Origin of the sequence: Leifsonia aquatica H1aii, assembly GCF_000633535.1 — a bacterium.
GTDB classification, from domain to species: domain Bacteria; phylum Actinomycetota; class Actinomycetes; order Actinomycetales; family Microbacteriaceae; genus Leifsonia; species Leifsonia aquatica_A.
Genome location: NZ_AYMR01000034.1, coordinates 1 through 24,439, shown reverse-complemented (window position 1 = coordinate 24,439; position 24,439 = coordinate 1). Strand labels below are relative to the sequence as shown.

The following is a 24,439-nucleotide window of genomic DNA, read 5'->3' as shown; positions in this document are numbered from 1 at the left end:
CTGTTTCTGAGGATCTCCCTCGTGCGGGGGTCAGACCGGTCGGACGGACGAGGTCAGGGGTTCGGCGTCGAGGTGCTGCTCGGGCTGATCGTGTAGTCGACGGTCGGGGACTGGGCCGACTCCACGGACTCGCCGCAGAAGATCGTGTACGAGAGCTTGTACGTGCCGGCCGCGGTCGGCGCCCACACCGTCGTGTTGCCCGACGTGGGCGTCTGCTGGGCGCCGTTCACGTACAGTGCGCGCCCGACGAGGTTCTGCCCGGCGGGGCAGCCCGCGGAGCCGAACGTGACCGTGATCTGGGTCGCGGGGTTCTGGAGCGGCTGCGGCGACGACGGGTTGGCCGAGACCGTGTCCGTCGGCGTCGGGATGGCCGCCACGTCGCCGTAGACCATCACCGTGACGGTGGAGCCCTTCGGGACGGGGCCGGTGGGGTTGACGCGGTAGACCGTGTTGACGGTGTCCTTGGACGTCGCCGGCGAGCCGGTCTGCACATCCGCCACCATGCCGAGGGACTGCAGCATCTGCCGGGCCTCGTCGCCGGTCTTGCCGAGGAACTCGCTCTCGGTGATCTGCGACGTGTTGGAGGTCGGTGTCGGCGTCGGCGAGGGGGGTGTGTTCGTGGGGGTCTGGCTCGTCGTGGAGGTCTGGGTCGGCTTGGGCTGGTTCGGCTGCGCCACCAGGGCGATGATCGTTCCGATCAGTACGAGCGCCAGCAGCGCGATGAGTGCGATCAGGGGCCATGTCCACGGACTGCGCTTCTTGGACTCGACGGGGGCTTCTTCGGCCTCCTGCGCGGCCTGCGCGGCGGTGGCGGACGGCAGGACGGTGGTGGCCTGGGTCGGTGCCCCCGCGGGGGACGGCATCAGCATGGTCGCGGCGTCGGTCGCGGCCACGCCACCCAGGATCGCGGGGACGGAGGCCGCAGCGGCGCGGACGTCGCCACGGCGCAGCGCCTGGGCGGCGCGCGCCAGGTGGGCGGCGGAGGCGGGCCGGTCGGCCGGGTTCTTGGCGATGCAGGCGAAGACCAGGTTGCGGACGGGCTCGGCGACCGTGGCCGGGAGCTCCGGCGGGGCCTCGTTGATCTGCGCCATGGCGATGGCGACCTGCGACTCGCCCGTGAAGGGCCGGCGGCCGGCGAGGCACTCGTAGGCCACGATTCCCAGCGAGTAGATGTCGGTCGTGGGCGAGGCCGGGTGACCCGACGCCTGCTCGGGCGAGAGGTACTGCACCGTTCCCATGACCTGGCCGGTCGCGGTGAGCGGCACCTGGTCCGCGATGCGGGCGATGCCGAAGTCGGTGATCTTGACGCGGCCGTCCGGGGTGATGAGCAGATTGCCCGGTTTGATGTCGCGGTGCACGAGGCCGGCGGCGTGCGCGGCGTGAAGAGCCGCGGCGGTCTGCGCCACGATGTCGAGCGTGCGGTCGGTGCTGAGCACGTGCTCCCGCTCGAGGATGCTCGAGAGCGCCTCGCCCGGGACGAGCTCCATCACGAGGAAGGCGCTGCCTTCCTCCTCGCCGTAGTCGTAGACGTTCGCGATGCCTTCGTGGTTGACGAGCGCGGCGTGGCGGGCCTCGGCGCGGAAGCGCTCGAGGAACCCGGGGTCGCCGAGGTACTCGTCCTTGAGGATCTTGATCGCCACAGTGCGGCCGATCACGAGGTCGGTGGCCTGCCACACCTCGCCCATGCCGCCGATCGCGATGCGCGACTGCAGCTCGTAACGTCCTCCGAAGGTGAGCCCTGCTGTGGGTCTCATTTATTCAGCACCGCCTCTAGTACTTTTTTCGCGATCGGAGCGGCGATCGAGTTGCCCGTGCCGCTCTGACCGCGTCCACCACCATTTTCCACGACAACCGCAACTGCGAACCGAGGGTCGTTCGCCGGGGCGAACCCGGTGAACCACAGCGTGTACGGCTCGCCTTCGCCGTTCTGCGCCGTCCCCGTCTTCCCGCCGACTTGAACCCCGTCTATTCTTGCATTGCTCGCCACTCCCTCATTGACTCCGTCGACCATCATCTGCTTGATCGTGTCGGCGTTCGCCTGGGACATCGGCTCCGAGAGCTGCTTCGCCTGGAAGCTCTCGATGGTCTGCAGATCCGACGTGCGGATCGAGTCGACCAGGTTCGGATACATCAGCTTCCCGCCGTTGGCGACCGCTGCCGAGACCATCGCCATCTGCAGCGGCGATGCCTTGTCGTCCTTCTGGCCGAACGAGCCGAGCGCGCGGAAGGCGGGCTCCTCGTAGAGCGGGTAGACGCTCTTCTCGACCGGGATCGGAATCTTCAGCGCCTGGTTGAAGCCGAACTTGTCCGCCTGGTCCTTGATGGTCTGCGCGTTCAGCTGCATGCCGAGCTCGGCGAACGGGATGTTGCACGACAGGATCTGCGCCGTGGCGATGGACACCGTGGCACCCGGCCCGCAGGTGGTCAGCGAGTCGTTCTTGACGACCGTGGGGGAGTCGGGCAGCTGCAGCGATGACGGGTTCGGCAGCTGGCTGTCCTTGGTGTAGTCGCCGGTGCCGAAGGCCGCAGCGCTCATGACGGGCTTGAACGTCGATCCGGGCGGGTTGAGGTTGCCGCCGATCGTCCGGTTGATCAAGGGGTCGCCCGGCGCGTCGAGCAGCTGTTGGTAGGTCGCGTTCACGGCCGCCGTGTCGTGTGACGCGAGCACGTTCGGATCGTAGTTGGGCTTGGAGACCATGGCGAGGATGCGACCGGTCTTCGGCTCCATCAGCACCACCGCACCCTGGTAGTCGCCCAACGCGTCCCACGCCGCCTGCTGCGCGACCGGGTCGATGGTCGTCTCGACCGACGCCCCCTGGGGGTTCTTACCGGTGAGGATCGAGTTGATCCGGTCGAAGAACTGCGAGTTCGAGGTGCCGCTGAGCTGCTCGTCGAGCGCCCCCTCCAGGCCCGTCGCCTCACCGTTGACCGGGTAGAAGCCCGTGATGGCCGAGTAGAGCGGTCCGTTGCTGTAGACGCGCTGCCACTTGTAGACGTCGTTCGCGGCGACGGACTGGGCGACCGGCTGGCCGGCGACCAGGATCGCACCACGCTGAGCGGCGTAGCTGTCGTTGCGGGCTCGGGTGTTGCGCGCGTCCGCTGAGAGTGTGTCGGCCTGGAACACCTGCAGGATCGTCGTGGACACCAGCAGGGCGAGGAACATCGCCAACACGATCGTGCTGACGCGTTTGATCTCCCGGTTCATGGGCTAGCTCACCACCAGACGGGGCTGATTGCGGACCGTGTCCGACAGCCGCAGGAGCAGCGCCACGATGATCCAGTTGGCCACCAGCGAGGACCCGCCGGCGGCGAGGAACGGGGTGGTCAGACCGGTCAGCGGGATGACGCGGGTGACACCGCCGATCACGATGAAGCACTGCAGTCCGACGGTGAACGCGAGGCCCACCGCGAGCAGCTTGCCGAAGTCGTCTTGGCCGGCGAAGCCGATGCGCAGGCCGCGGGCGACGAAGACCAGGTAGAGGGCGAAGATCGCGAAGAGACCGGCAAGGCCGAGCTCCTCCCCGAGGCTGGCGATGATGTAGTCGCTCTGCGAGACCGGGGTCACCCAGGGCTGCCCCTGACCGAGGCCGGTGCCGATGAGTCCGCCGTGCGCGAGGCCGAACAGACCCTGCACCAGCTGGAAGCTGCCGCCGTCGGAGTCGTAGACCTTCTGCGCGAACGGATTGAGCCAGTTCTCGAACCGGTCGTGAACGTAGACCAGCACCTGGCTGGCCACGACGGCGCCGCCGACGATGAGCAGGAGGCCGAGGATCACCCAGCTTATGCGCGCCGTCGCGACGTACAGCATCACCAGGAAGAGGCCGAAGATCAGCAGACCGGTGCCGAGGTCGCGCTGGAAGACGATCACGGCCATCGACATCAGCCACACGATGAGGATGGGGCCGAGGTCGCGGGCACGCGGGAAGCGGATGCCGAGGATCTTCTTGCCGACCATCGACAGCGAGTCGCGGGCCTGCACCAGGTAGCCGGCGAAGAAGATCGCGAGGCACAGCTTGGCGATCTCGCCAGGCTGGAAGCTGAACGGACCGATGCCGATCCAGACCCGCGCGCCGTAGATCTCCTTGCCGATGCCGGGGAGCATGGGCAGTAGCAGGAGGATGAGGGCGGCGAAGCCGAAGATGTACGTGTAGCGCTGCAGGATCCGGTGGTTGCGGATGACGATGATGACCGCGAGGGCGCAGACGATCGCGATCGCCGTCCAGGCGATCTGCTTGACGCCGGCGCTGTCCCAGCCGGAGTCCTTGAAGTGGATGTCGATGCGGTAGATCTCGGCGATCCCGATGCCGGTCAGCACAGTGGCGATCGGGAGCAGGAAGGGATCGGCCTGCGGGGCGACGAAGCGGAGCGCGATGTGCATCCCGATCACCAGTACCGAGAGGCCGGCGCCGAGATAGACGAGCGTCAGGTCGACATGGCCGAGTGCGCCGAGCTGGACGAGCACGACCGCAGCGGCGTTGATCGCGCAGGCGATGAGCAGCAGGAAGAGCTCGAGGTTGCGGAGCTTCGCCGGCAGCCGCAGCCGCTTGATCGGACCGGTGGCGGTCTTCGAGGCGGCCCGGGCCGATGACCGGGACTCCGCGACGCTACTGTTTGACGGCATCGCTCAACTGCTCCACGATCGAACGGGCCGCGGTGAGGTCGTCCGCGTTGATGGTCTGCTTCACCAGCTGCTTGTCGTACGTCGGCAAGGTGTCGAGGGCGACGTCCGTCTCCTCGTAGACGTGCGAGAGGCTGATCGGTCCGAGGTCCTGCTGGACGCCCTGGAAGATGGCGACCTTGCCCGTGGAGGACGCGCCGACGAAATAACGCGACTGGGTCCACTGGTAGCCGATGAACGCGGCGGCGACGATCGCGAGGACGAGCACGACCAGCCCGACCATCCAGGTCACCCGGCGGCGGCGTGCGCGGCGGGCGTCCTCCTCGATGAGCTCGTCGAGGTAGTCGTCGGACTGCGGCTCGAAGTGGGTGGGTCCGGAAGCGGGGCGCACAGGATGCAGGCGCAGCGTCGGCAGGCGAGAGGCGCGGGTCGCCGGCTTGGGTTCGCCGAACTGCAGCGGGGCCGCGGCGGAGCCGACCGTCACCGGTTCCTTCACCACGTCGCCCGGCGCCACGTCGGCGATGTCGAGGATCACGACGGTCACATTGTCGGGCGCGCCGGCGTCGAGGCTCTGCTTGAGCAGCTTCTCGGCGACCTGCCGGGGTGCGTCCCGCGTGGCCAGGGCCGCCTGGAGGTCGTCGTTCTTGACCACGCCGCTCAGTCCGTCGGAGCAGATGAGCCACCGGTCGCCCGGGCGGGTGTCGAGCACCCATGTGTCGATCTCGGGGGAGGCGTCCACGTCGCCCAGCACCCGCATCAGCACCGAGCGGCGCGGGTGGACCATCGCCTCCTCCTCGGTGATGCGGCCGCTGTCGACGAGACGCTGGACGAAGGTGTGGTCGGTCGAGACCTGCTTCAGCTCGCCGTCCCGGTAGAGGTAGATGCGGGAGTCGCCGATGTGGGCGAGCGCGATCTGGTCGCCGACGCGGATCATCGCGCTGACCGTGGTGCCCATCCCGGTGAGCTCGGGGTGCTCGAAGACGGTCTCGGCGAGGAGCGAGTTCGCGGCGATCAGCGCGGACTGCAGCGCGAACTCGGCCTCAGTGGCGGTGGCGTACTCGGTGTCCGCCTCGCGGATGCGGTTGACCGCGATGGCGCTGGCGACATCGCCTCCCGCGTGGCCGCCCATGCCATCGGCGACGACGAACAGCCCGTGACCCGCATAGCCGGAGTCCTGGTTGTTCGAACGGATCTTGCCGACGTGCGAGAGTGCCGCCGCCCGGTTCGTGGATGCCACGGCTACCGTCGCAGCTCGAACAGGGTCGTCCCGATCTTGATCGGGGTGTCGAGCGGGACCTGGGTCGGGACCGTCACGCGCCGGCCGTCGAGGAACGTGCCGTTGGTGGAGTCCAGATCCTGGATCATCCACTCATCGTTCCAGAGCAGCAGGCGTGCGTGGTGCGTGGAGGTGTAATCGTCGCGGATGACCAGTCCGGACTCGCTGGAGCGGCCGATCGTGATGGGGTCGCGCCCGAGGGGCAGCTCGGTGCCGGCGCGCGGGCCCGAGGTGATGACGAGGCGGTGGGCGGTCTGCACGCTGGCGGTGGTGCCGCCGGAGGCGGTGTTCGCGCCCGAGGGGAGGGTGGAGACCGGGGCGTGCCGCTGAACGGGCTCGGTGACGGCCGCGGCGGCCGCGCCTCCTGCGGCAGCGGCCGGTCCGACCGGGAACGGCGTCGCCGGAACGGCGGCCGCCTGTGCGTCCGGGAGCTTGCGCACGCGCTGTCCGAACAGATCGGTGCGCAGCGCGTAGACGATCCCGAAGACGAACAGCCAGAGCAGCAGGAGGAAGCCGAACCGCAGCACCAGCAGCGTCAGCTCGCTCGGGTTCACGAGGTGCTCCAGAAGTTGCCGACGTCGTGCCGGCGCGTCGCGTCGTCCGTCGGCGCCTGCGGCCGGTTCGGGGCGGCCTGCGGAAGCACGCGGAAGACGATGCGGGTGCGCCCGATCGTCACGACGGACTCCGGCTCCAGGATGCCCTTGCGCACGGGCTCGCCGTTCAGCTTGGAACCGTTGGTCGAGCCGAGGTCTTCGACCTGGGCGCGATGGCCGTCCCAGGTGATCATCACGTGCCGTCGCGAGATGCCGGTGTCGTCCACCGTGATGTCGGCGTCGCCGCCGCGTCCGACGACCGTGCGCGCGCGGGTGATCGGGTAGTGGGTGCCGTTGATGTCGAGGACGGGCGTCCAGGCGACGTCTCCCTTGACGTTCTCCGAGTCGACCTGGAGCATCCCCACCGAGATGTCGTCGTCCTGTGCGAGCTCGATCGAGATGCCGCCGGCGAACTGGTAGTGCTGAGTCGTCGCGTGCTTCTGCACGAAGCTGATGAGTTCGTCCGTCAGTGCGGCACCCATGGAATGCATGCGCTGATAGTCGGCGGCGGACATCCGCAGCACGAAGCGGTTGGGCGCGAGCACGCGGTCGCGTGCGACCACGGCCGCCTTCGTGTCGAGCTCCTTGCGCAGTGCGCTGGTGAGCTCGACCGGCTGCAGACCCGAGCGGAAGGTCTTCGCGAACGCGCCATTGACCGCGCGCTCGAGCCCCCGCTCGAAGTTGTCCAGTATGCCCACAGTCTCCCGCTCCCGGCTCGCCAGCTACATGCATGTTAGTCGGAACCTCTGCGAAGAGACCTCCGTGCGTCTGACCGTCCGGTGAAGATACACCTCCGGGTGGAGTCGCGCGAACCCCGCCGGACGCGCGGATTCGTGGTCGGGGCGGTTGTCGTGTTAGCCTTCCTTGGTTCGCGCGAGTGGCGGAATTGGCAGACGCGCTGGCTTCAGGTGCCAGTGCTCGAAAGGGCGTGGGGGTTCAAGTCCCCCCTCGCGCACGAACGAAGGGCCGGGACGACGGAAACGTCGGACCGGCCCTTCTGCCTGTCTCGTACGCGCTACTCGGCGAAGACCGTTTTGGCGATCCGGACGGCGGACATCGCCTTCGGCCAGCCGGCGTAGAAGGCCAGATGGATCATCGTCTCGATGGTCTCGGCCTCCGTGACGCCGTTGGCCTTCGCGAGCCGGAGGTGGTTGGGGAGCTGCTCGACGCTCCCCGAGGTGATGAGGCTCGCGACCGTGATGAGGCTGCGATCGCGTTTCGGCAGTTCCGGGCGCTCCCAGACATCGCCGAAGAGCACGTCATCGGTGAGCTGGGCCAGTTTGGGGGCGATGTCGCCGACGGCGGCCTGTGCGCGGGTCTGCCCGGTCGTGGGTGTTTCTGTCATCGGTAGTCCTCCGATCGTGGGGTGGCTGTGTTGCGTGTGGGAGAGGTCCTCTCCCCGGACGAGGTGTTCGCGGTCGCCGCCAGACTGCCGAGCAGACGGAGACGTTCGTCGGACGGCGAACCGGGCTCGGGTGCGCAGACGAACAGGACCAGACCCGGATCGGCGGGGAGGTCGAGGGCCTCGTAGTCGAGCTCGAGGTCGCCGACCTCGGGGTGATGGATGCGCTTGCGCCCAGAGCGGTGGAAACGGACGTCGTGACGCGCCCAGCGCAGACGGAACGTGTCGCTGCGGGTGACCAGTTCGCCGATGAGAGCGGTGAGCGCCTTGTCGTGCGGGTTCTGCCCCGCCGCGACGCGCAGGGAGGCGACGATGCTGTCCGCGCCCGCGTCCCAGTCCGTGTAGAAGAGGCGCGAAGCGGGGTCCAGGAAGGTGAAGCGGGCATTGTTCCGCCCGTTGGCAGGGTCGTCGAGGATCGGTGCGAAGACCAGGGCGCCCAGCGCGTTCGTGGCCAGCAGATCCTTGCGCTGGTTGCCGACGTAGGCGGGCGCGCCGATCGTGTCGAGCACGCGCTGCAGGACGGGCCGGACGGTTGTGCCCGTGGCACGCGCTCGTCGGCGGGCGGGACGTGGAGGCGCGGCGGCGCGCGCGAGGTCCTGCAGGTGCGCCGTCTCGGCGTCGTCGAGGCGGAGGGCGCGGGCGAGGGAGTCGAGCACCTCCGCCGACACGCCGGCCAGGGCACCGCGCTCCATCCGGGCGTAGTAGTCCACGCTCACCCCGGCGAGCATCGCGACCTCCTCGCGGCGCAAGCCGGTGACACGCCGCCTCCCGCCGCCGATGATCCCCGCCTGCTCGGGGGTGAGGCGTGCCCGGCGGGAGGCGAGGAATTCGCGGACCTCGGCGTGATTGTCCATGCCTTCACGCTACGTCCGTGGGGCCACGTCAGGGAGTGACTGCCAGTGCACGGATAACCGTTCACTCCCGCTGCACCCTCGGAGGGAGTCCACTGGACGTGAACGCACGGAAAGGAACCCTCCCATGACCGATTCCATCGCAGCCTCCGAACCCACCGCATCGCCCGATTCCACCGGGTCACCCGATTCCTCCGCCACCCGGGTCGCCGTCGTCACCGGCGCCTCCTCGGGTATCGGCGCCGCCACGGCGCGCGCCCTCGCCGCGAACGGGTACCGGGTGGCCCTGCTCGCCCGCCGGGTCGATCGCATCACGGCCCTCGCCGCTGAACTCGGGGGTGGCGCCCTCGCAATCGAGGCCGATGTCACCGATCGGGACACCCTGGTCGCGGCGGCCGGACGCGTGGAGCGTGAGCTCGGCCGAGCCGACGTGCTCGTCAACAACGCCGGGATCATGCTGCTCGGCCCGTTCTCGTCCGAGCAGCGCGACGACTACCGGCGGATGGTCGAGGTCAATCTGCTCGGCGCCATCACGGCGACCGAGGTGTTCCTCGCTCAGCTGCAGGACGGCGGCGGCGACATCGTCAACCTCTCGTCGGTCGCCGGTCGCACCGCACGCTCCGGCAACGCGGTCTACGCCGCGACCAAGTGGGGGATCAACGGCTGGTCCGAATCGCTCCGTCAGCAACTGCTGCCCGGGATCCGCGTCACCGTGATCGAGCCGGGCGCGGTCGCCACCGAGCTGCCGACGCACATCACCCACGGCGAGACGCGCCAGGGCACCGAGAGCTTCTATGACACCGTGCAGGTGACGGCGGAGGATGTGGCCGAGGTGATCGCGTTCGCGGTCACACGACCACGCCACTTCGCGATCAACGAGGTGCTGGTGCGGCCCTCGGACCAGCTCGGCTGATCCCGGTGGGCCACGGCCCGTTCAGCCGCGCTCGCGCACGAGTGCGGCGATGAGCCGTTCGGCGTCGGCCTCCCACCCGGGGCGTTCGGCGGAGGAGCCGATCCCGTGGAGCGCCGTCAGGACGACGCCGGGGGTGAGGTCGTTGAGGAGGCGGCCTTCTGCGGTGGCCGCATCGACGAGCGGGGCGATGACGTCCGCCAGGGTGGCGGCGCCTTCGGCCTGCATGTCGGGACGGTCGCGCATCTGCGCCCCGAGCGTGTGGGCGAGGGCGGGCTCGGCGACGATCCGCTGGACGAACGTGCGGAGGAAGGCGGCGAGGGCTGCTGCGGGCGGCCCCTCGTCGAGCAGGCGTCGTGCGTCGTCCTGGAGGGCCTCGACCTCGTCGCGATAGACGGCCGCTGCGAGGGCGTCCCGGGTCGGGAAGTGGCGGTAGAGCGTTCCGACGCCGACCCCGGCCAGGCCCGCGAAGTCGTCGAAGCGGCGGTCGAACTCGCCGCGATGGAAGGCGTCGCGCGCGGCGGCGACGATCGCTTCGCGGTTGCGCCGGGCATCGGTCCGCTCGGTTCGGGCCACGGTCCCGCCCCTCTCTCGTTGACAAGTGGAGATCGTCTCCATATCGTACAAGTGGAGGCGGTCTCCACTTTATCGGAGGCGGGAGCGCATGAAGGTCGTGATGTTCGGGCGGGGCGTGATCGCGTCGATCTACGGGTGGGCCTTGGAACGCGCCGGTCACGAGGTGGAGGTCCTGGTGCGGCCCGGCCGGGCAGCGGAGTACGGGGACGGCACCGAGCTCGACCTGCTCGACGCACGCCGACGGCCCGGCGGCGTGCGGGTGAGAGAGAGCTGGTCGCCGCGCTACCGGGAGGAGCTCGCGCCCGATCACGATGTCGAGGTGATCGTGGTCAGTGTCGGCCACCAGGCGCTCGCGGAGGTCGCGGAGTTCCTGGCGCCACGCATCGGCGGAGCGACGGTGCTCGTGTTCGGCAACATCTGGACGGACCCGCCGGCGGCCGCGGCTCCCCTCCCCGCGGAGCGGCTCGCCTGGGGATTCCCTCAGGCCGGCGGCGGATTCGATGCCGCGGGGACGCTGCAGGGCGCGCTGATGAAGCGGATTCTCTTCGGGACACTCGACGGAGCGGCGCCGACCGCCCGCGAGCGCGCCGTGCGCGACCTGTTTGCGAGCGCCGGACTCACGGTGGCGGAGCAACGGGACATCCGGGGCTGGCTGTTGGCGCACTTCGTCGCCGATGCCGGGATGCACGCCGCGGCCCTCGGGGCAGGGTCGCTCTCGGCGATGATCGGTCGACCGCGCAGCCTCCGCGAGGCGTTCCTGGTGGGCCGCGAACTCTTCCCGGTGCTGCGGCGGCGTGGCGTGGATCCTCGCGACCAGCGGGCGAGCCTGATGCTGTTCCGGAGGCCGTCCTGGCTCATGGCGGCGCTGGCGGCGCTGGCGACGAGGTACGTGCCGATTGCGCGGGCGAGCCTTGCCGCACACACCGACGCGTACGCCGCCGAACCGCGGCGGGTGGTCCTGGATGCGCTCGCCGAAGCGCGCCGGCTCGGCGTTCCCACACCGCGGCTCGAACGCGCCGCCGCACTCCTCCGGCCCGACCATCCGGTCGACCCGGCGAGCTGATCGGAACAGGCCGGGCGCCGCGCGCGCTACTCCGCCAGGTTGGTGCTGATCGCGTCGAGGGCGAGGCTCTTGGCGTGCAACGCGGCATCGCCGAGGCGGTCGGTGGTCGCGGCGACGAGGCCCTCGATGAGGATGGCCTGGGGCAGCCGCGAGGCGAGAGTGATCTCGTCGCGGAACGTCAGATCGGGCATCGTGACGACGAGCGCCAGGGTCGCCGCGAGAGCGATCGGGCTGCGACCGAAGGCGGTGACCGCGATGACGTCGGCCCCGGCGGCGTTCGCGGCGGCGACCGTGCGCAGGGTGACGGCGTTGGAGCCGCTGCCGCTGATGACGAGGAGCAGGTCGCCGGGCTGCAGGAGCCGGGCGGTGATCTGCTGCCCGATGACGTCGGACTGGGCTTCCGCGGCGCGGCCGATGCTGGTCAGCCGGGCGGCGGCGTCCCAGGCGAGCGGGGCGGAGAGGCCATTGCCGACGACGACCACGCGACGGGCGCCCGCGAGCAGGGCGACGGCCCGCTCGATCGAGTCCGGGTCGAGCAGGGCGAGCATGTCGGAGACGCGGTCGGCCAGCTGGGTGAAGGTGTGCGCGACGATGCCGGCGGACCCGGTCGGGGAGGCGGCGGTCGAAGCCGGCAACGCGGCCGCATCCCGGGCCAGCAGCACGCGCAGCTGCTGGTAGCCGGTGAAGCCGAGGCTCTGGCAGGTGCGGACGACGGTGGCGCGGGACGCCCCCGAGAGGTCGGCCACCTGCTGGGAGCTGAGCTCGACGATCTCGGCGGAGCGTTCCAGCAGCACGGCGGCGACCGCGCGCTCGGTGGGCAGCAGGGAGGGCAGGAGGCTGCGGATGGTCGCGATGACGGCACCGGGACGCTGGTCGCCGGGCCGCAGATCGCCGGCACGCTCCTCGCTCATGCGCCGCTGCCCGCCGCGTCGGCGATGCGGGCGACCTCCGCGGCGTCGAGGTCGAAGATCTCGGCGCCGTCGTCCGGGCCCGGTGCGGGGAGGAAGACGGCGCGCGGCTCACCCGTTGCGGGCAGCTCGACGACCGCGAAGCCGGAACCCGTCACGGCGCGCTCGGTCCCTGCGGCGGCGATGGGGTCGGAGCTGTTCGCGACACCCGGGGCGACGACGACGGGGATGCCGCGGGCGACGGTCGCGAGGGCGTGGTGGTAGTGGCCGCCCAGGATCAGGCGCACGTCGCCGCCGGCGCAGACGTCGAGCAAGGCTTCCGGGTTGCTCAGCTCCAGGGCGGCGAGGAGGGCGCTCGCCGCGGGGACGGGCGGATGGTGCAGGGCGACCACCGTGCCGTGCGGCGCCGGAACGGCGAGGACAGCCGCCAGCCGGTCCAGCTGGTCGGCGTCGAGGGCACCGTAGCCGGCTCCGGGGACCGAGGTGTCGAGGGTGACGATCCGGAAGCCGTTGTGCAGGCTGACCGTCTCGCGGGCTCCGAGGACGGCCTCGAAACCGGCACGGAGGTCGTGGTTGCCCATCGCGTAGACCAGGTCGGCGCCGCGGTCGGTGGCGAACGGGGCGAGCCGGGAGGCGAGCAGACGGTAGCTGTGCTCGCCGCCGTCGTCCGACAGGTCGCCGGTCGCCACGACGACGTCGATCGCGTCGAGGGAGGCGGCACGGTCGAGCGTCCGGTCCAGCGCGGCGAGGGTGTCCACCCGGCCGTAGTGGAGGCTGCCGTCGCTGAACAGGTGGGTGTCGCTCAGGTGCAGGATGCGGAGGCCCGGGGGCGTCGCGGCTGGGGTCACGAGGTCACCCTACTGGCTCGGCCGCTCCGGCGGCGGAGCGCGCCGACCACCGGGAGCTGCCAGCGTCCGGCGATGATGCGGTGGCGCACCATTCCCGAGAGCTGATCGATGACCATCGTGACCACGACGACCACGAGCATCAGCATCCCGACGACGTCCCAGACCCGGAACTGGATGTTGTCGACGAGCATCTTGCCGATGCCGCCGGCGCCGATGAGGCCCAGGATGGCGGAGGCGCGCACGTTGATCTCGAAGCGGTAGAGCCAGAAGGCGAGCACGTCGGGAACCGCGCTCGGCCACACGCCCCAGCGCATGATCTGCACTCGGGAGGCGCCGGCGGCGGTGGCCGCCTCGATGGGACCGCGGTCGACCGACTCGAAGCTCTCGTATCCCCACTTGCCGAGCGTGCCGATCGAGCCGATCGCGATCGCCAGCGCCCCGGTGTAGGCCGTCAGCCCGGTGACCGAGAGCATGAGCACGGCGATGACGACCTCGGGCACCGCGCGCAGCACGGCGAACACCGCGCGCAGGGGCCAGCGCACGATCGCGGGCGTGAGACCCCGGGTCGCGAGCAGGCTGAGCGGGAAGGACACGATCACGCCCAGCACCGTGCCGAACCACGCCATCGCGACCGAGAGCATCGTGGCCGAAAGGGCATCCGGAAGCTTCGACCAGGCCGGCGGGAGGAACATCAGGCCGAGGTAGTGGGCGAGCTTCTGCGGCAGTTGCAGGAGGGCGTCCCAGGAGATGTCGATGCCCCAGAACGCGGCCACGACGACGGCGGTGACCACGATGCCGACGACGGCGCGGCCGAGCCGGAGGGGGCGCTTCGGGCGCTCCTGGCCGGGACGCGGTGCTCCGGGTGTGCCGCGTTCGGCGGTCGCTGTCGCGGGGCCGGTTCCGGTGAGCGCGGTCATCGCAGCAGCCTCCGTCGGGCGACGGAGCTGAGCAGCTCGAGCAGCACGACGAGCACCAGGACCTCCAGGATGATCATGCTCAGGTAGTGGTACTGGTAGAACGTCCTCACCTTGTCGATCAGCATGCCCAGGCCGCCTGCGCCGACGAGGCCGATGACCGTCGAGGCGCGGATGTTCAGCTCGAGCACGTAGATGGTCTGGGAGAGGTACGTGGGTGCGACCTCCGGCACCATCGCGGCCCGGTTCGCCCGGAACCAGGTGGCCCCCGACGCGAGGGCCGCCTCCTGGCCGCCGCGGTCGAGGCCGTCGAGCGCTTCGGACACGAGTTTGACCAGGATGCCCACGTTGAACAGCACGAGCGCGAGGATGCCGGAGAGCGCCCCCGTGCCGACCACGGTGACGAAGAGGGAGGCGTAGAGCAGGTCGGGCACGCTGCGCACGACGTTCATCACGAACCGCACGACGCCGAGGACGGGCCCGTTGGGGTTGGTCGCGCGCGAGGCGAGGAACGAGAGCGGCAGGGCGATCACGACGCTGACGGCGGTGGCGATGACGGCCATCTGGACGGTCTGGAGCAGGGCGGGCAGCGTCTCGGGGAAGAACGAGTAGTCCGGCTGGAACAGCTGGACGAAGGTGCTCGACGCGTTCTGCGCGTTGGCGAACAGTGCGCCGACGTCGACCTGGACCGCGACGGCGGACCAGACCGTGATGCCGGCGACGACCACGACGGCGAGGGCGGCCTTCCAGCCGGTGCGCGGACGGGTCGGGCGCAGCGACCCCGCGGGACCGGACGCCGTGGTCACAGCTGCACCGCCGGGGCGTCGAGCACGTCGTCCGCGGTGAGCGACCGGCCGTAGATGGACTCGAACACGGCCTCGTCGGCGTCGGCCCCGGTGCCGTCGAAGACGATCTCGCCGCTGCGCAGCCCGATCAGCCGCGAGCCGTAACGGCGGGCGAGATCGAGGAAGTGCAGGTTCACCACGACGGTGATCCCGAGCTCCGCATTGATCCGCTGCAGGTCGCGCATCACGACGTGGGAGGTCGGCGGGTCGAGGGAGGCCACCGGCTCGTCGGCCAGGATGACCTTCGGCCGCTGCGCGAGCGTGCGGGCGATCGCCACGCGCTGCTGCTGGCCGCCGGAGAGCTCGGACGCGCTCGCGTACGCCTTCGGCACGATCTCGACGCGTTCGAGGGCCTGCATGGCGAGCTCCACGTCGTCCTTCGCCCAGGCTCCGAGCAGCGCCCGCCAGGCGGACGTGTGGTAGAGCCGGCCCATCAGGACATTGTTGAGCACCGTCGTGCGTTTGGCGAGGTTGAAGCTCTGGAAGACCATGCCGACGTCGCTGCGGAGCTCGCGCAGCGCACGTCCGCGCAGCCCCTTCAGTCGCTGGTCGCCGACCGTGATCTCGCCAGAGGTGATCGGGACCAGCCCGTTGATGGTGCGGATCAGGGTCGATTTGCCCGCGCCGGAGAGACCGACGACGGCGGCCATCTCGCCCGGGGCGATCTCGAGGCTGACGTCGCGGAGGCCCGTGTAGCCGTTGGGGTAGGTGACCCCGACGTTCTCGAACCGGACGCCGGCGCCGGTGGATGCGGTGGATGCGGTCACGTCTCTCCCTCTCTCCTGCATGGTGCGGGCCCCGCCGGCGTGAATCGTGCCGGCGGGGCCGTGGTGGGTCGGATCAGCCGAGGCCGATGCTGGCCGCGGCCTCCTGCGTCTTCTTCAGGCTGGCCGGGTCGGCGTCGACGAGTCCCGTGATCTGGTAGATCGCGGTGAGGGCCTTGACGCCCTCGTCCGTGCTCGCGTAGTCCTTCATCGCGTCGGCGATCTTGGTCTGCCATTTCGAGCTGATCTTGCCGGTGATCGAGACGCCGTCGTTGGGGATCTCGTCGGTCAGGGCGAAGACGACGACCTTCTGGCCGACGTCGGGGGTGTCCTTCGCGACCACGCTGCGGGCGTCCCAGTAGCTCGTGCCGACCTCGGCGTCGCCGTTGTAGACGGCGAGCACACTGGCGTCGTTGGCCGTGACCTGGACGGTCTTGATGTCCTTGTCGACGTCGAGGCCGGCCTTCTTCATCGCTGCGACCGGGAAGATGTAGCCGGCCGGGGAGGCCGCCTGGAGGAGCGAGACGGTCGCGCCCTTGATCTTGGTGATGCTGTCGAGCCCGGCAGGGCCGGTGCCCTTCTCGGTGCCGTTGCAGTAGAGCATGCCGTTGGCGCCGGCCACCGGCTTGTCGGAGCAGTACTTGTCGGGCTGGTTCGTGAAGAACTGCGCGGCGTAGCTGCTCTTGCCGTTGCGCTGGGTCTGCAGCGCCGGGACCGCGCCGTACTTGTCGCACGCCTGGCTCATCTGCAGGCTCGGGAGCATGCCGATCTGCGCCTGGTTGCTGCCGATGGCCTCCACGGCGGCCTGGTAGTCCTGGGTGATGACGCCCTTGACCGGGATGCCGAGGCGCTTCGTGAGCGCATCCTCCAGCGGCTTGACCGTCTCGACGAGCTTGCTGGCGTCGCCGGAGGGGACGAGCGCGAGCGTGAGCTGCGTGGGGTCGGCGGCCTTGTCGTCCGCGCTGCCGGAGCAGACGGAGGCCGGGGTGCTGGTGCCACCGGCGGCGGCGGTCTGCTGGCTCACGCCGCAGCCGCTGAGGGCCAGGACGGTGAGGAGCGCGAGGCCGGTGGCGCTCGCGGCGGCGGTCGTGCGGAGTTTCATTGCGGTTCCCATTCTGTGCGGGTGGTGGGTCGAACGGTGCGGTTGCGGTGGGTCGGTGGAGAAGCGGTCAGGCGGAGGTCGCGATGGAGGAGGCGGCGCGCTCGACCGGGTGCGAGGAGGCGAACGCGATCGGATCGGCGGCCCAGGCGGCGATGCCCGGGTAGAGCTCCGGGAAGGACGAGGCCACGAGGTTCGCCGGCCCGGCACGGTGCCCGAACCGGTCGATCAGCGCGGTCGCGCACCCCGCAGCCAGAGGGGCGGCGAGGTCGTTGCCCCAGATGTCGCCGACCGAGAGGAGGCGGTGCGGATCCCGGCCGTCGAGGAGGCGGGGGAGGAGGCTCGTCCAGCCGGCCGGCTTGCGCGCCTGGGCGTGCACACGGTCGATCGAATCGAGCAGGCCGAGCGCGGCGAGCGTCTCGGTCACGCCGTCGAGGGGGGCGTTGGTCACGAGCACGCGTTCGGTCGTGCCGGCCAGGCCGTCGAGGAACTCGGCGAGACCGGCCGGTGCCGACACGTCCACGCGTCCGCCGGCGAGCTCGCGGCGGCTGCGCTGGTAGGCGCGCTCGAGCAGGTCCTCGTCCGCGTGGCCCGCGGCGAGCTCGGCGACCGCGGCGTAACCGTCCGCGTAGGCGGGGGACCCGGGCTCGCCGTCCAGGAACGCCCCGAGGCGGGCACGCAGGTCGGCGTCAAGTTCCGATCCCGCAGCGCCGTCGTGGTCGAGGATCCCCGCGATGACGGCCTCGGCGTAGGCCCAGACCGGGGCATCGCCGATGCACACGGTCCCGTCGAAGTCGAGGACGAGCACGGGCGGGGCGGGGGTGTTTCCGTCGATCACGTTCAGCAGCATAGGCCTCCATGAACGTTCTGTTCATAGAAATCTGCCGCATGAAACGATCGTTCACGCAGTGTTAACGCGCACGTCCGCTCGTAGACTCGGGGCGTGGCCGACGGCACCCCCGCCCCGAGCGAAGCCCTGCTCGACGCATTCGGGCAGAGCAGCTGGGTGCTGCTGCCCGCAGCGCCGGTGCGCGCGATCGCCGCGGAGCTCGGCGCTGACGTCGTCGACGACGCCTTCGCGTGGGGCGAGAACCCGCATCTGGGCGAAGGCGGTGGCGTGCTCGTGCTGACGGCGGCGATGAACGGGTGGATGCTCCTGCACGGGGCGTCGGAGACCGTCGGTGCTGCGGCGGCCGAGCTGAGCGAGCGCCGGGACGTCTACCGCGCGATGATCGATGTGCGGCTTCCGGCGATGAGCTGGGCGTACCTGGAGGCAGGGATGCCCGTGCGCTCGGTCTCGCTCGAGCTCGGCGACGAGGGCGACCTGGTGGCGCGCACCGCGGGCGACCCGCTGCCGTTCGAACGCGACGGCGCGCTCGGCGCGGGAGGCCCGCACGGGCTCGACTCCTTCCTCTATCCGATGGCGATCCTCGGTGAGCATGGCGTGACCCTGGACGAGCTGGAGCGCGGGCTCGACCGGCCGAGCGTCACCCTGCGGATCCGTTGACCCGGTAGCGCAGCAGCACGGTCCCTCCGGGGAACGACCGCTCCTCGAGCAGATCGAGCCGCAATCGCAGTGCCCGGGGGAGGGCGGGTGTGCCGCCTCCCACGCTCACCGGGACGACGAACAGCGAGACCTCGTCGATGAGACCGGCCCGGAACGCCGCCGCCGCGAGCGTCGGGCCGCCCACCGACACATCCCGCTCGGAGGTCTCGACGAGTGCGCGGACGACGACGGGATCGAACGTGCGCTCGATCCGGCTGCGCGCCATCTCGACCGCGGGGAGCGTGGACGAGTAGACCACCTTGTCGATGTCGCGCCACACGTCGGCGAACGCGCCGACGACGGGAGCGTCGCCCGGGCCGGGCAGATCGTCCCATACGCGCATGGTCTCGTACATGCGACGGCCGAAGAGGTACGTGCCGACCGCGCGCTCGCGGCGGTTGATGAACGCGTGCACATCGTCATCGGGTGCGGCCCAGTCGAAGGAGCTCGAGGCGTCGACGGTGTAGCCGTCGAGCGAGACGCTCGTGGAGAAGAGGAGGCGGCCCATGCGCCGACCCTAGGACGCCGGGCCGCCTGCGGCCAGCCCTAGCCGCCGATCCGCGGGAAGAGCGCGGCCAGCGCACTCAGCTCGTCGCCGAAGACCAGCGGCACGACCAGATCGATCGTGACGGCGATCCCGACGGCGAGGAGCGCGGCGCCGGCCGCGATCACGACGAGGACCGAGAACAGCCTCAGATAGGCGTTCTCCGCCACTGTCGCCAGCACCCCTCGTGCCCGGCGACCCGGCCCGCTCACCCGGGTGACGGGTGCGGTGGCCGTGAGGCGGTGGTCCAGTGTCGTCATCATTCTCTCCCTGCTTCCCCCCGGAAGCGGCCGGACCCCCGTCCGGCCGATGCATCCAGTCAACCGGGAGCGCCGTCGCGCGGCATCCTCCCGCGGTGGGGACCGTGTCATCCCTCGGTATGATTCCTCGAGCACCGGTGGATCGGTGCTCGAGGAGCAAGGGGGCGCCGATGACAGCACGCAGACCGTTGTGGATCGCCGTGATCGCGGTCGGGACGGCCGCAGTGCTCGGCCTGGGGGCGACGACCCTCACGCTGTTCCTCCGAGCCCAGGAGGCCGCCCGGCCGGAGGCACAGGTGTCGCGCTACCTCTCTTATGTGAAGCGGGGCGAGATCGAGGCCGCGATGAAGCTGGAGGGCCGGAAGGTCGATCCCGGACAGCTGCTGCTCACCGATGCCGCGTACGCGAAGGTCCCGGAGCAGCTGTCGTCGTACCGGATCGAGAGGGTGCGCACGGTCGGCTCCGACCGCGTGCGCGTGGATGCGCGGATCTTCGCCGGCGGAAAGACGGGGTCGGTCGCGTTCACCCTGCGGCACGGCGACGACGGCCCGGCGGGCGTGCTGGGCCTGCACGCCTGGAGACTGCAGCCCGTGCCGCTCTCGACGCTGACGGTGGCGGTGGGCACGCACGACTCGGTGGACGCGACGATCGACGGCGCGGCACTGCACTGGGACGGGAAGGTCCGGCAGCTGCTCGCCTTCCCTGGCCGCTACTCACTCGCCGCCGCGGGCGGCAACACCTGGTACTCGATCGCGGGCGCCGACGCCGCCGTCACCGGATTCGGTCAGGGGGTCGACCTGCGCGCCTCCAGCACCCTGACGCCGGCGGGGGTCGAGGCGGCAACGGCCGCGACCACCGCGTGGGTGAACACGTGTCTGGCCGGCGGCGCCCAGCCCCCGGGCTGCCCGTTCGGTCTGGCATCGGGGGCGCCCGCCGGGGAGAACTGGACCAACGTGCGCTGGGAGCTCACGGCGGCACCGGCCGTCTCGTTCGGCGCCTGGGACTTCGACTGCGCGGAGGGCACGATTCTCGCGAGCGGGTGCTGGCCGGTGACCACGGCGACGTCGGGAACCGCGGACTTCCACGCCGACTACAGCATCCCCGCGACCGGAGAGACCGGGGAGATCTACTCGGACAGCCCCGGAAAGGTCGAGGTGCAGGGCTCGATCCTCACGATCGGCGGGGACGGGGCGACGTTCCAGTCGATCAGCTGGAACTGACCTCGCAGCCGCAACCCAGGGCGGGCGCCGGGATGCTTTCGTCGCGGTCCGCCAGCCGTTGTGCCAGCCGGGCACGGCGGCGCTCCAGCTCGGCGATCTCGGCATCCAGCTCGGCGATCCCCGCGCGGTAGGCCGCGACCGAGGCAGGGCACTCGTCGCTGCGGGTGTGGCCGGAGCCGAGGCAGTCGATGAAGGGTGCGGCCTTTCCGGGCGGGATGCCGGTGCGGGCCAGCTCCCGGATCTCCAGGACGGCGCGGAGCTGCTCGTCGTCGTAGTCGCGGTAGCCGTTGGGCAGCCGCTCGGGTTCGACGAGGCCGAGCTGCTCGTAGTACCGCACTGCCTTCACCGTGACGCCCGCCCGTCCGGCGAGCTCGCTGATCTGCATGAGAGCCTCCGCCGTCAGCGTAAACCGTTCCCTCGGGGTCAGGGTCAAGCGCGCTACACTATTAGTTAGTGCCCTAACGAATCGAGGAGACATGCCCGGACGTTTCATGCGGTGGTACACGCGCTGGAACGAGAAGCTCATCCGTGTGGCCGGTCCCGCCCAGCTGGGCGCCGGGCATCCCGAGGGTCCCGATCGCCGTTCGCCGGCCGCACCGTGCCCGATGTGCGGGCGACCCATGACCGAGCACACCGTGCTGCGACCCGAGGGTCAGCGGGACGCGACCCGCCTCGTCTGCCCCGCGGTGGCCGGGGCCGCCTGATCCGGAATCGTCACTGCGCGCTCGTGGCCGCCGCGATGATGCCGTGCAGGCTGCCGCGCAGGCTCTCCAGCTCGCTGATCGGCAGTCCGAGACGCTCGACGATGCGGTGGGGAATCTTCTCCGCCTCCGTCCGCAGGGCACGTCCGGCCGGCGTCAGGCGCACCTCGAGGGTGCGCTCGTCGGCGGTGCTGCGCTTGCGTTCGACGTATCCCGTGGTCTCCAGCCGCTTGAGCAGCGGAGAGAGGGTGGCCGGTTCGAGCTGGAGCGCCTCGCTCAGATCCTTGACCGAGCGCGGCTCGTGCTCCCAGAGTGCGAGCATGACGAGGTACTGCGGGTGGGTCAGCGAGAGCGGCTCGAGCACTGGCCGGTACAGGGCGATCACGCTCCTGGCCGCGACGGCGAGGCCGTAGCAGACCTGGTTCTCCAGGGCGAGCAGGTCATCGGACACGGGGCCAGTCTAGGCGCGCGAGAACTCCGAGGCGCGCGCGACCTGCTCGGCCGTGAGCCGCACGCCGGTGTAGCGCTCGAACTGGCGCGCGGCCTGCAGGGCGATGACCTCCGCTCCCGTGATGAGGGTCTTGCCGGCCTCGCGTCCCGCCTGCACCAGCGGTGTCTCGGAGGGGAAGGCGACGACGTCGAACACCGTCGTCGCGCGCTCGATGTGCTGCTCGCCGAAGGCCAGCGCCGCCTCGTGGTCGCCGCGCATCCCGAGCGGGGTGACATTGACGATCACGTCGAAGTCGGCGGCCGGCTCGTCGGCGGTCCAGGAGTAGTCGTAGCGCTCGGCCAGGGCGGTTCCGGCCTCCGCGTTGCGGGCCAGGACGGTCAGGTCGTCGAAGCCGGCGCCGCGGAAGGCGGCGACGACCGCCTTGGCCATGCCGCCCGAGCCGCGCAGCAGCACGCGCTGGGCGGGGTCGACCTCGTGCTCGGCGAGAAGCTGGGCGACCGCCTCGTAGTCGGTGTTCGAGGCGGTCAGGAGGCCGTCCTCGTTGACGACCGTGTTCACGGACTCGATGGCGACGGCCGACGGCTCGAGGGTGTCGACCAGCGGGATGATCGCCTCCTTGAATGGCATCGAGACCGAGCAGCCGCGGAAGCCGAGCGCACGGATCCCGCGCACCGCACCCTCCAGGTCGCTCGTCGTGAACGCCTTGTAGAGGAAGTTCAGGCCCAGCTCGTCGTAGAGGTAGTTGTGGAACCGGGTGCCGATGTTGCTCGGACGGGCGGCCAGCGAGATGCAGACCTGCATGTCCTTGTTCAGGATGGGCATGGGTTCATTGTCGCAGTGCGGGTTGTCGATTCTGAGAGGCGATTTTGACCTTCCAGAAGTAGTATGCGGACATGACTGATGTCCGCGACTCGCTCACTCCTGTACCTCTTGTTGGTTGGGAGGCGGTCGTGAGCGCAGTAGAACCGACCTCGCCACCAACCAGAAGCCGGTATCGCACGATCAAGAATCACGGCCATTCGACCGATGGAGTCCATGTCGTGCGCAGGGGCGAAGCGCGCGCAGCCGGGTCGTCGACGTGGCACAGCGTGCTGAGCGTGCTCGCCGCATATGCGCGACCAACCAACGGTGCGGTCGCGGATCAACTCGTGCGCGCGGGCTCTGACCTCGAACGGAAGTTCACGGTCGAGATCAAGACCTACGGGCAGGCTGGCGCGCGCGACGACGATCTCAACGCGCTTTCAGTTGCCACGAGTCAGGCACTTTCTCGGATATCGGGATGGAAGGACGTCGTTTTCGCCGAGGCTGTCATCGAGTCAATGGACGACCGAGCAGCCCATCTCCTCGGTCGAACCGAGGCAGGGGAGGACGCTGTCGTCGATGTCCCAAGAGAGCTAGCAGATCATTGGAGGGTGTCCGCTGGAGACGCCGTGTATGTGCTCCAGAGAACATTGGTATCGAGTGTCGTCGTCACGATCCTTCCGGCTGCACGTGAAAGCGTGCCGAGTGAGAGGGCGGCATTCATTCGGTCGATCCATCCGGAGAGGACTGAGGCCGAGATAGACCGATTGCGACAGTTGGCAGCCAGTGGTGCGGTGGGACGTCGAACCGTTCGGCGGGCTGGGTGACGCCTCGGCTCGAGTGGCGAGCCGCGCGGAGCATTGATCGTTCGATACTTCAACGGTTCTCATGTACTTCACCCCGTCCTCGCCAGCCGGGCGGACGGCCTCTTCCACATGCGACTCCGTGGGAAGAAGAAGTCGAAAAATGGATCCATGAGCAGAAACCACCTCTCCGGCCAAAGCTGCACATGTCGCTGGGCTTTGAGGGGGAAGATCTCGTCGCGGTCGTCGTTGTCGAGGATTCCTCTGACGGGCCAGAGTTCTTTCATATCGCGGTAGTGGCGATCGAGCACGAGCGACGAGCAGCTGGGCGCGGTGCCATAGCGATCGAGCACGCGATCGATTTGGCATTGGCTGCCGCGGCGCCGCATGTGGAGCGGCTTATCGTTACGGCCAACATTCACGAGCGCAATAGGCCGAGCGAGTCCGTCTTTGCTCGTACAGGATTCACTCCAGACACAGGGGTTGGTCGGGACGCGTACCGGCAATGGCTTCTCTCAATCGACATTGCTGACTAGGTCCGCGGCGCCTCACCCCTCGGCGCCGGCGACCACCGTGCCGATTCCGAGCGCCGCGAGGATGCCCGCGGAGACGCGCTCGAGCACACGGGTCACGCGCGGGCGCTTGAGCCAGGCGACCATGCGGGAGGCGAGCAGCGTGATGACGACCAGGTAGAGCCCGCCGATGACGGCGTCGACCGCGCCGAGCAGCATCGTCTCGCCGAAGCCGGCGTGGGCCGAGACGAACTGGGGTACCACGGCGAGGAAGAAGAGGCCGACCTTGGGATTCAAGAGGGTGGAGAGCAGTCCGGCGAGGAGGCTCGGGGCGGAACCGCGGCGGCGCACGGCGGGGGCGCCATCCGCGGGGGTGCCATTCCCGTCGGTGGGCTCGGCGGTCGCGACGGCACCGGGATCGGCCGTGACCGCGCGGGCGCTGCGGCGGGTCGCCAGGAACGCGGACACCCCGAGGTAGATGAGGTACAGGCCGCCCACGATCTTCACGACACGGAAGAGCTCGGCGGACTGCTCCAGCAGCGTCGCCAGCCCGACGGCGACGAGCGCCGCCCAGACGAGCGACCCGACGGCGCACCCGGCCGCCGCCGCGAATCCGTCGCGTGCGCGGCCCATGCTGTACCGCAGCACGAGGAACGTGTCGGGGCCGGGAGTGAGCGCGAGCACCAGGCAGAGCCCGGCGAACGCCAGGATCGAGAGCGCCGTCATGCGACGATCCTAGGGCGTGGTCAGCCCGTCGCTTCCACCTCGTCCAGCCGCAGCACCGCCGATGGGCCCGCCGGGTCGAGTACCGGCAGAGCCCCGGCGAACGCCAGGATCGAGAGCGCCGTCATGCGACGATCCTAGGGCGTGGTCAGCCCGTCGCTTCCACCTCGTCCAGACGCAGCACCGCCGACGGGCCCGCCGGGTCGAGTAC

Annotated in this window: 29 protein-coding genes and 1 tRNA gene; 8 read left to right on the top strand and 22 right to left on the bottom strand. The window is 70.0% G+C overall.

Features of this window, described 5'->3' with window-relative positions:
- Positions 1-53: 53 nt before the first annotated feature.
- From U870_RS0120480 to U870_RS0120455, 6 genes are read right to left on the bottom strand one after another with little or no spacing between them, the layout of a single operon-like run.
- A complete protein-coding gene (locus U870_RS0120480; protein ID WP_025159227.1) occupies positions 54-1,754 on the bottom strand; it encodes a serine/threonine-protein kinase in 1,701 nt (566 codons plus the stop codon).
- Positions 1,751-3,205: a peptidoglycan D,D-transpeptidase FtsI family protein gene (locus U870_RS0120475; RefSeq protein WP_025159226.1), complete on the bottom strand. Its 1,455-nt coding sequence runs from the start codon at positions 3,203-3,205 to the stop codon at positions 1,751-1,753. Before U870_RS0120475 ends, U870_RS0120480 begins: the two co-directional genes overlap by 4 nt.
- 3 nt (positions 3,206-3,208) lie before the next feature.
- A complete protein-coding gene (locus U870_RS0120470; protein ID WP_025159225.1) occupies positions 3,209-4,621 on the bottom strand; it encodes an FtsW/RodA/SpoVE family cell cycle protein in 1,413 nt (470 codons plus the stop codon).
- Entirely contained in the window at positions 4,605-5,855 is a 1,251-nt protein-coding gene (locus U870_RS0120465; RefSeq protein WP_025159224.1) for a PP2C family protein-serine/threonine phosphatase, read from the bottom strand. The genes U870_RS0120470 and U870_RS0120465 overlap by 17 nt, the downstream gene beginning before the upstream one ends.
- A gap of 2 nt (positions 5,856-5,857) precedes the next feature.
- Positions 5,858-6,448 (bottom strand): FHA domain-containing protein FhaB/FipA, encoded by a 591-nt coding sequence (locus U870_RS0120460; protein ID WP_025159223.1) that lies wholly within the window; start codon positions 6,446-6,448, stop codon positions 5,858-5,860.
- On the bottom strand, positions 6,445-7,185 hold the full coding sequence (locus U870_RS0120455; protein WP_025159222.1) for an FhaA domain-containing protein: 741 nt from the start codon (positions 7,183-7,185) through the stop codon (positions 6,445-6,447). Before U870_RS0120455 ends, U870_RS0120460 begins: the two co-directional genes overlap by 4 nt.
- Positions 7,186-7,358: 173 nt before the next feature.
- Between U870_RS0120455 and U870_RS0120450 the strand changes: the two genes are divergently transcribed.
- Positions 7,359-7,442: transfer RNA gene (locus U870_RS0120450), tRNA-Leu, on the top strand.
- A 60-nt stretch (positions 7,443-7,502) separates the two neighbouring features.
- Here the strand turns inward: U870_RS0120450 and U870_RS0120445 are convergent.
- Both U870_RS0120445 and U870_RS0120440 read right to left on the bottom strand, forming a co-directional pair.
- Positions 7,503-7,832 (bottom strand): carboxymuconolactone decarboxylase family protein, encoded by a 330-nt coding sequence (locus U870_RS0120445; RefSeq protein ID WP_025159221.1) that lies wholly within the window; start codon positions 7,830-7,832, stop codon positions 7,503-7,505.
- The gene (locus tag U870_RS0120440; RefSeq protein ID WP_025159220.1) at positions 7,829-8,743 is read right to left on the bottom strand and encodes a helix-turn-helix transcriptional regulator; all 915 of its coding nucleotides are present in this window, start codon (positions 8,741-8,743) and stop codon (positions 7,829-7,831) included. The genes U870_RS0120445 and U870_RS0120440 overlap by 4 nt, the downstream gene beginning before the upstream one ends.
- Positions 8,744-8,867: 124 nt before the next feature.
- Between U870_RS0120440 and U870_RS0120435 the strand changes: the two genes are divergently transcribed.
- A complete protein-coding gene (locus U870_RS0120435) occupies positions 8,868-9,653 on the top strand; it encodes an SDR family oxidoreductase (RefSeq protein WP_025159219.1) in 786 nt (261 codons plus the stop codon).
- A 21-nt stretch (positions 9,654-9,674) separates the two neighbouring features.
- Here U870_RS0120435 and U870_RS0120430 read toward each other — a convergent pair whose 3' ends face one another.
- Positions 9,675-10,226, bottom strand: a complete 552-nt coding sequence (locus U870_RS0120430; RefSeq protein WP_025159218.1) for a TetR/AcrR family transcriptional regulator — start codon at positions 10,224-10,226, stop codon at positions 9,675-9,677.
- An 88-nt stretch (positions 10,227-10,314) separates the two neighbouring features.
- On the opposite strand from U870_RS0120430, the gene U870_RS0120425 reads away from it, so the two are divergent.
- Complete coding sequence (locus U870_RS0120425) at positions 10,315-11,289, top strand: ketopantoate reductase family protein (RefSeq protein ID WP_025159217.1); 975 nt, start codon at positions 10,315-10,317, stop codon at positions 11,287-11,289.
- A gap of 26 nt (positions 11,290-11,315) precedes the next feature.
- Here U870_RS0120425 and U870_RS0120420 read toward each other — a convergent pair whose 3' ends face one another.
- The 7 genes from U870_RS0120420 to U870_RS0120390 all read right to left on the bottom strand — a co-directional run bounded on the left by U870_RS0120420 (position 11,316) and on the right by U870_RS0120390 (position 17,505).
- Positions 11,316-12,200, bottom strand: a complete 885-nt coding sequence (locus U870_RS0120420; RefSeq protein ID WP_025159216.1) for a MurR/RpiR family transcriptional regulator — start codon at positions 12,198-12,200, stop codon at positions 11,316-11,318.
- Positions 12,197-13,045 (bottom strand): metallophosphoesterase, encoded by an 849-nt coding sequence (locus U870_RS0120415; protein ID WP_025159215.1) that lies wholly within the window; start codon positions 13,043-13,045, stop codon positions 12,197-12,199. The genes U870_RS0120420 and U870_RS0120415 overlap by 4 nt, the downstream gene beginning before the upstream one ends.
- Positions 13,042-13,962: a phosphonate ABC transporter, permease protein PhnE gene (gene phnE, locus U870_RS0120410; protein ID WP_025159214.1), complete on the bottom strand. Its 921-nt coding sequence runs from the start codon at positions 13,960-13,962 to the stop codon at positions 13,042-13,044. Before phnE (U870_RS0120410) ends, U870_RS0120415 begins: the two co-directional genes overlap by 4 nt.
- Positions 13,959-14,765: a phosphonate ABC transporter, permease protein PhnE gene (gene phnE, locus U870_RS0120405; RefSeq protein ID WP_025159213.1), complete on the bottom strand. Its 807-nt coding sequence runs from the start codon at positions 14,763-14,765 to the stop codon at positions 13,959-13,961. Before phnE (U870_RS0120405) ends, phnE (U870_RS0120410) begins: the two co-directional genes overlap by 4 nt.
- A complete protein-coding gene (gene phnC, locus U870_RS0120400; RefSeq protein ID WP_025159212.1) occupies positions 14,762-15,571 on the bottom strand; it encodes a phosphonate ABC transporter ATP-binding protein in 810 nt (269 codons plus the stop codon). The genes phnE (U870_RS0120405) and phnC overlap by 4 nt, the downstream gene beginning before the upstream one ends.
- A gap of 73 nt (positions 15,572-15,644) precedes the next feature.
- Entirely contained in the window at positions 15,645-16,670 is a 1,026-nt protein-coding gene (phnD, locus tag U870_RS0120395; protein WP_025159211.1) for a phosphate/phosphite/phosphonate ABC transporter substrate-binding protein, read from the bottom strand.
- Positions 16,671-16,737: 67 nt separating this feature from the next.
- The gene (locus U870_RS0120390; RefSeq protein WP_162819215.1) at positions 16,738-17,505 is read right to left on the bottom strand and encodes an HAD family hydrolase; all 768 of its coding nucleotides are present in this window, start codon (positions 17,503-17,505) and stop codon (positions 16,738-16,740) included.
- A 105-nt stretch (positions 17,506-17,610) separates the two neighbouring features.
- Here U870_RS0120390 and U870_RS0120385 point away from each other — a divergent pair, with 105 nt between their 5' ends.
- Positions 17,611-18,174, top strand: coding sequence for a hypothetical protein (locus tag U870_RS0120385; protein WP_025159209.1), 564 nt, complete (start codon positions 17,611-17,613; stop codon positions 18,172-18,174).
- Here U870_RS0120385 and U870_RS0120380 read toward each other — a convergent pair.
- On the bottom strand, positions 18,155-18,721 hold the full coding sequence (locus U870_RS0120380) for a dihydrofolate reductase family protein (protein WP_025159208.1): 567 nt from the start codon (positions 18,719-18,721) through the stop codon (positions 18,155-18,157). The two genes, U870_RS0120385 and U870_RS0120380, sit on opposite strands and share 20 nt — an antisense overlap.
- Positions 18,722-18,759: 38 nt before the next feature.
- Positions 18,760-19,017 (bottom strand): hypothetical protein, encoded by a 258-nt coding sequence (locus tag U870_RS0120375; protein WP_025159207.1) that lies wholly within the window; start codon positions 19,015-19,017, stop codon positions 18,760-18,762.
- A 170-nt stretch (positions 19,018-19,187) separates the two neighbouring features.
- Between U870_RS0120375 and U870_RS0120370 the strand changes: the two genes are divergently transcribed.
- Entirely contained in the window at positions 19,188-20,237 is a 1,050-nt protein-coding gene (locus U870_RS0120370) for a hypothetical protein (RefSeq protein WP_162819214.1), read from the top strand.
- Here the strand turns inward: U870_RS0120370 and U870_RS0120365 are convergent.
- Complete coding sequence (locus tag U870_RS0120365; RefSeq protein WP_240183767.1) at positions 20,224-20,670, bottom strand: MerR family transcriptional regulator; 447 nt, start codon at positions 20,668-20,670, stop codon at positions 20,224-20,226. The genes U870_RS0120370 and U870_RS0120365 overlap by 14 nt on opposite strands.
- 43 nt (positions 20,671-20,713) lie before the next feature.
- On the opposite strand from U870_RS0120365, the gene U870_RS0120360 reads away from it, so the two are divergent.
- Complete coding sequence (locus U870_RS0120360) at positions 20,714-20,941, top strand: hypothetical protein (RefSeq protein ID WP_025159204.1); 228 nt, start codon at positions 20,714-20,716, stop codon at positions 20,939-20,941.
- Positions 20,942-20,951: 10 nt separating this feature from the next.
- On the opposite strand, the gene U870_RS0120355 is transcribed toward U870_RS0120360, so the two are convergent.
- Entirely contained in the window at positions 20,952-21,389 is a 438-nt protein-coding gene (locus U870_RS0120355) for a MarR family winged helix-turn-helix transcriptional regulator (RefSeq protein ID WP_025159203.1), read from the bottom strand.
- A 9-nt stretch (positions 21,390-21,398) separates the two neighbouring features.
- Positions 21,399-22,211 carry a shikimate 5-dehydrogenase gene (locus U870_RS0120350; RefSeq protein ID WP_025159202.1) on the bottom strand — a complete coding sequence of 271 codons (813 nt, stop codon included), beginning with the start codon at positions 22,209-22,211 and terminating at the stop codon, positions 21,399-21,401.
- Positions 22,212-22,486: 275 nt separating this feature from the next.
- Between U870_RS0120350 and U870_RS24500 the strand changes: the two genes are divergently transcribed.
- Complete coding sequence (locus U870_RS24500) at positions 22,487-23,017, top strand: hypothetical protein (RefSeq protein WP_162819213.1); 531 nt, start codon at positions 22,487-22,489, stop codon at positions 23,015-23,017.
- The gene (locus U870_RS25130) at positions 23,014-23,529 is read left to right on the top strand and encodes a GNAT family N-acetyltransferase (RefSeq protein ID WP_345817888.1); all 516 of its coding nucleotides are present in this window, start codon (positions 23,014-23,016) and stop codon (positions 23,527-23,529) included. Before U870_RS24500 ends, U870_RS25130 begins: the two co-directional genes overlap by 4 nt.
- A 12-nt stretch (positions 23,530-23,541) precedes the next feature.
- On the opposite strand, the gene U870_RS0120340 is transcribed toward U870_RS25130, so the two are convergent.
- Entirely contained in the window at positions 23,542-24,231 is a 690-nt protein-coding gene (locus tag U870_RS0120340; protein ID WP_025159200.1) for a LysE family translocator, read from the bottom strand.
- Positions 24,232-24,439 lie beyond the last annotated feature (208 nt).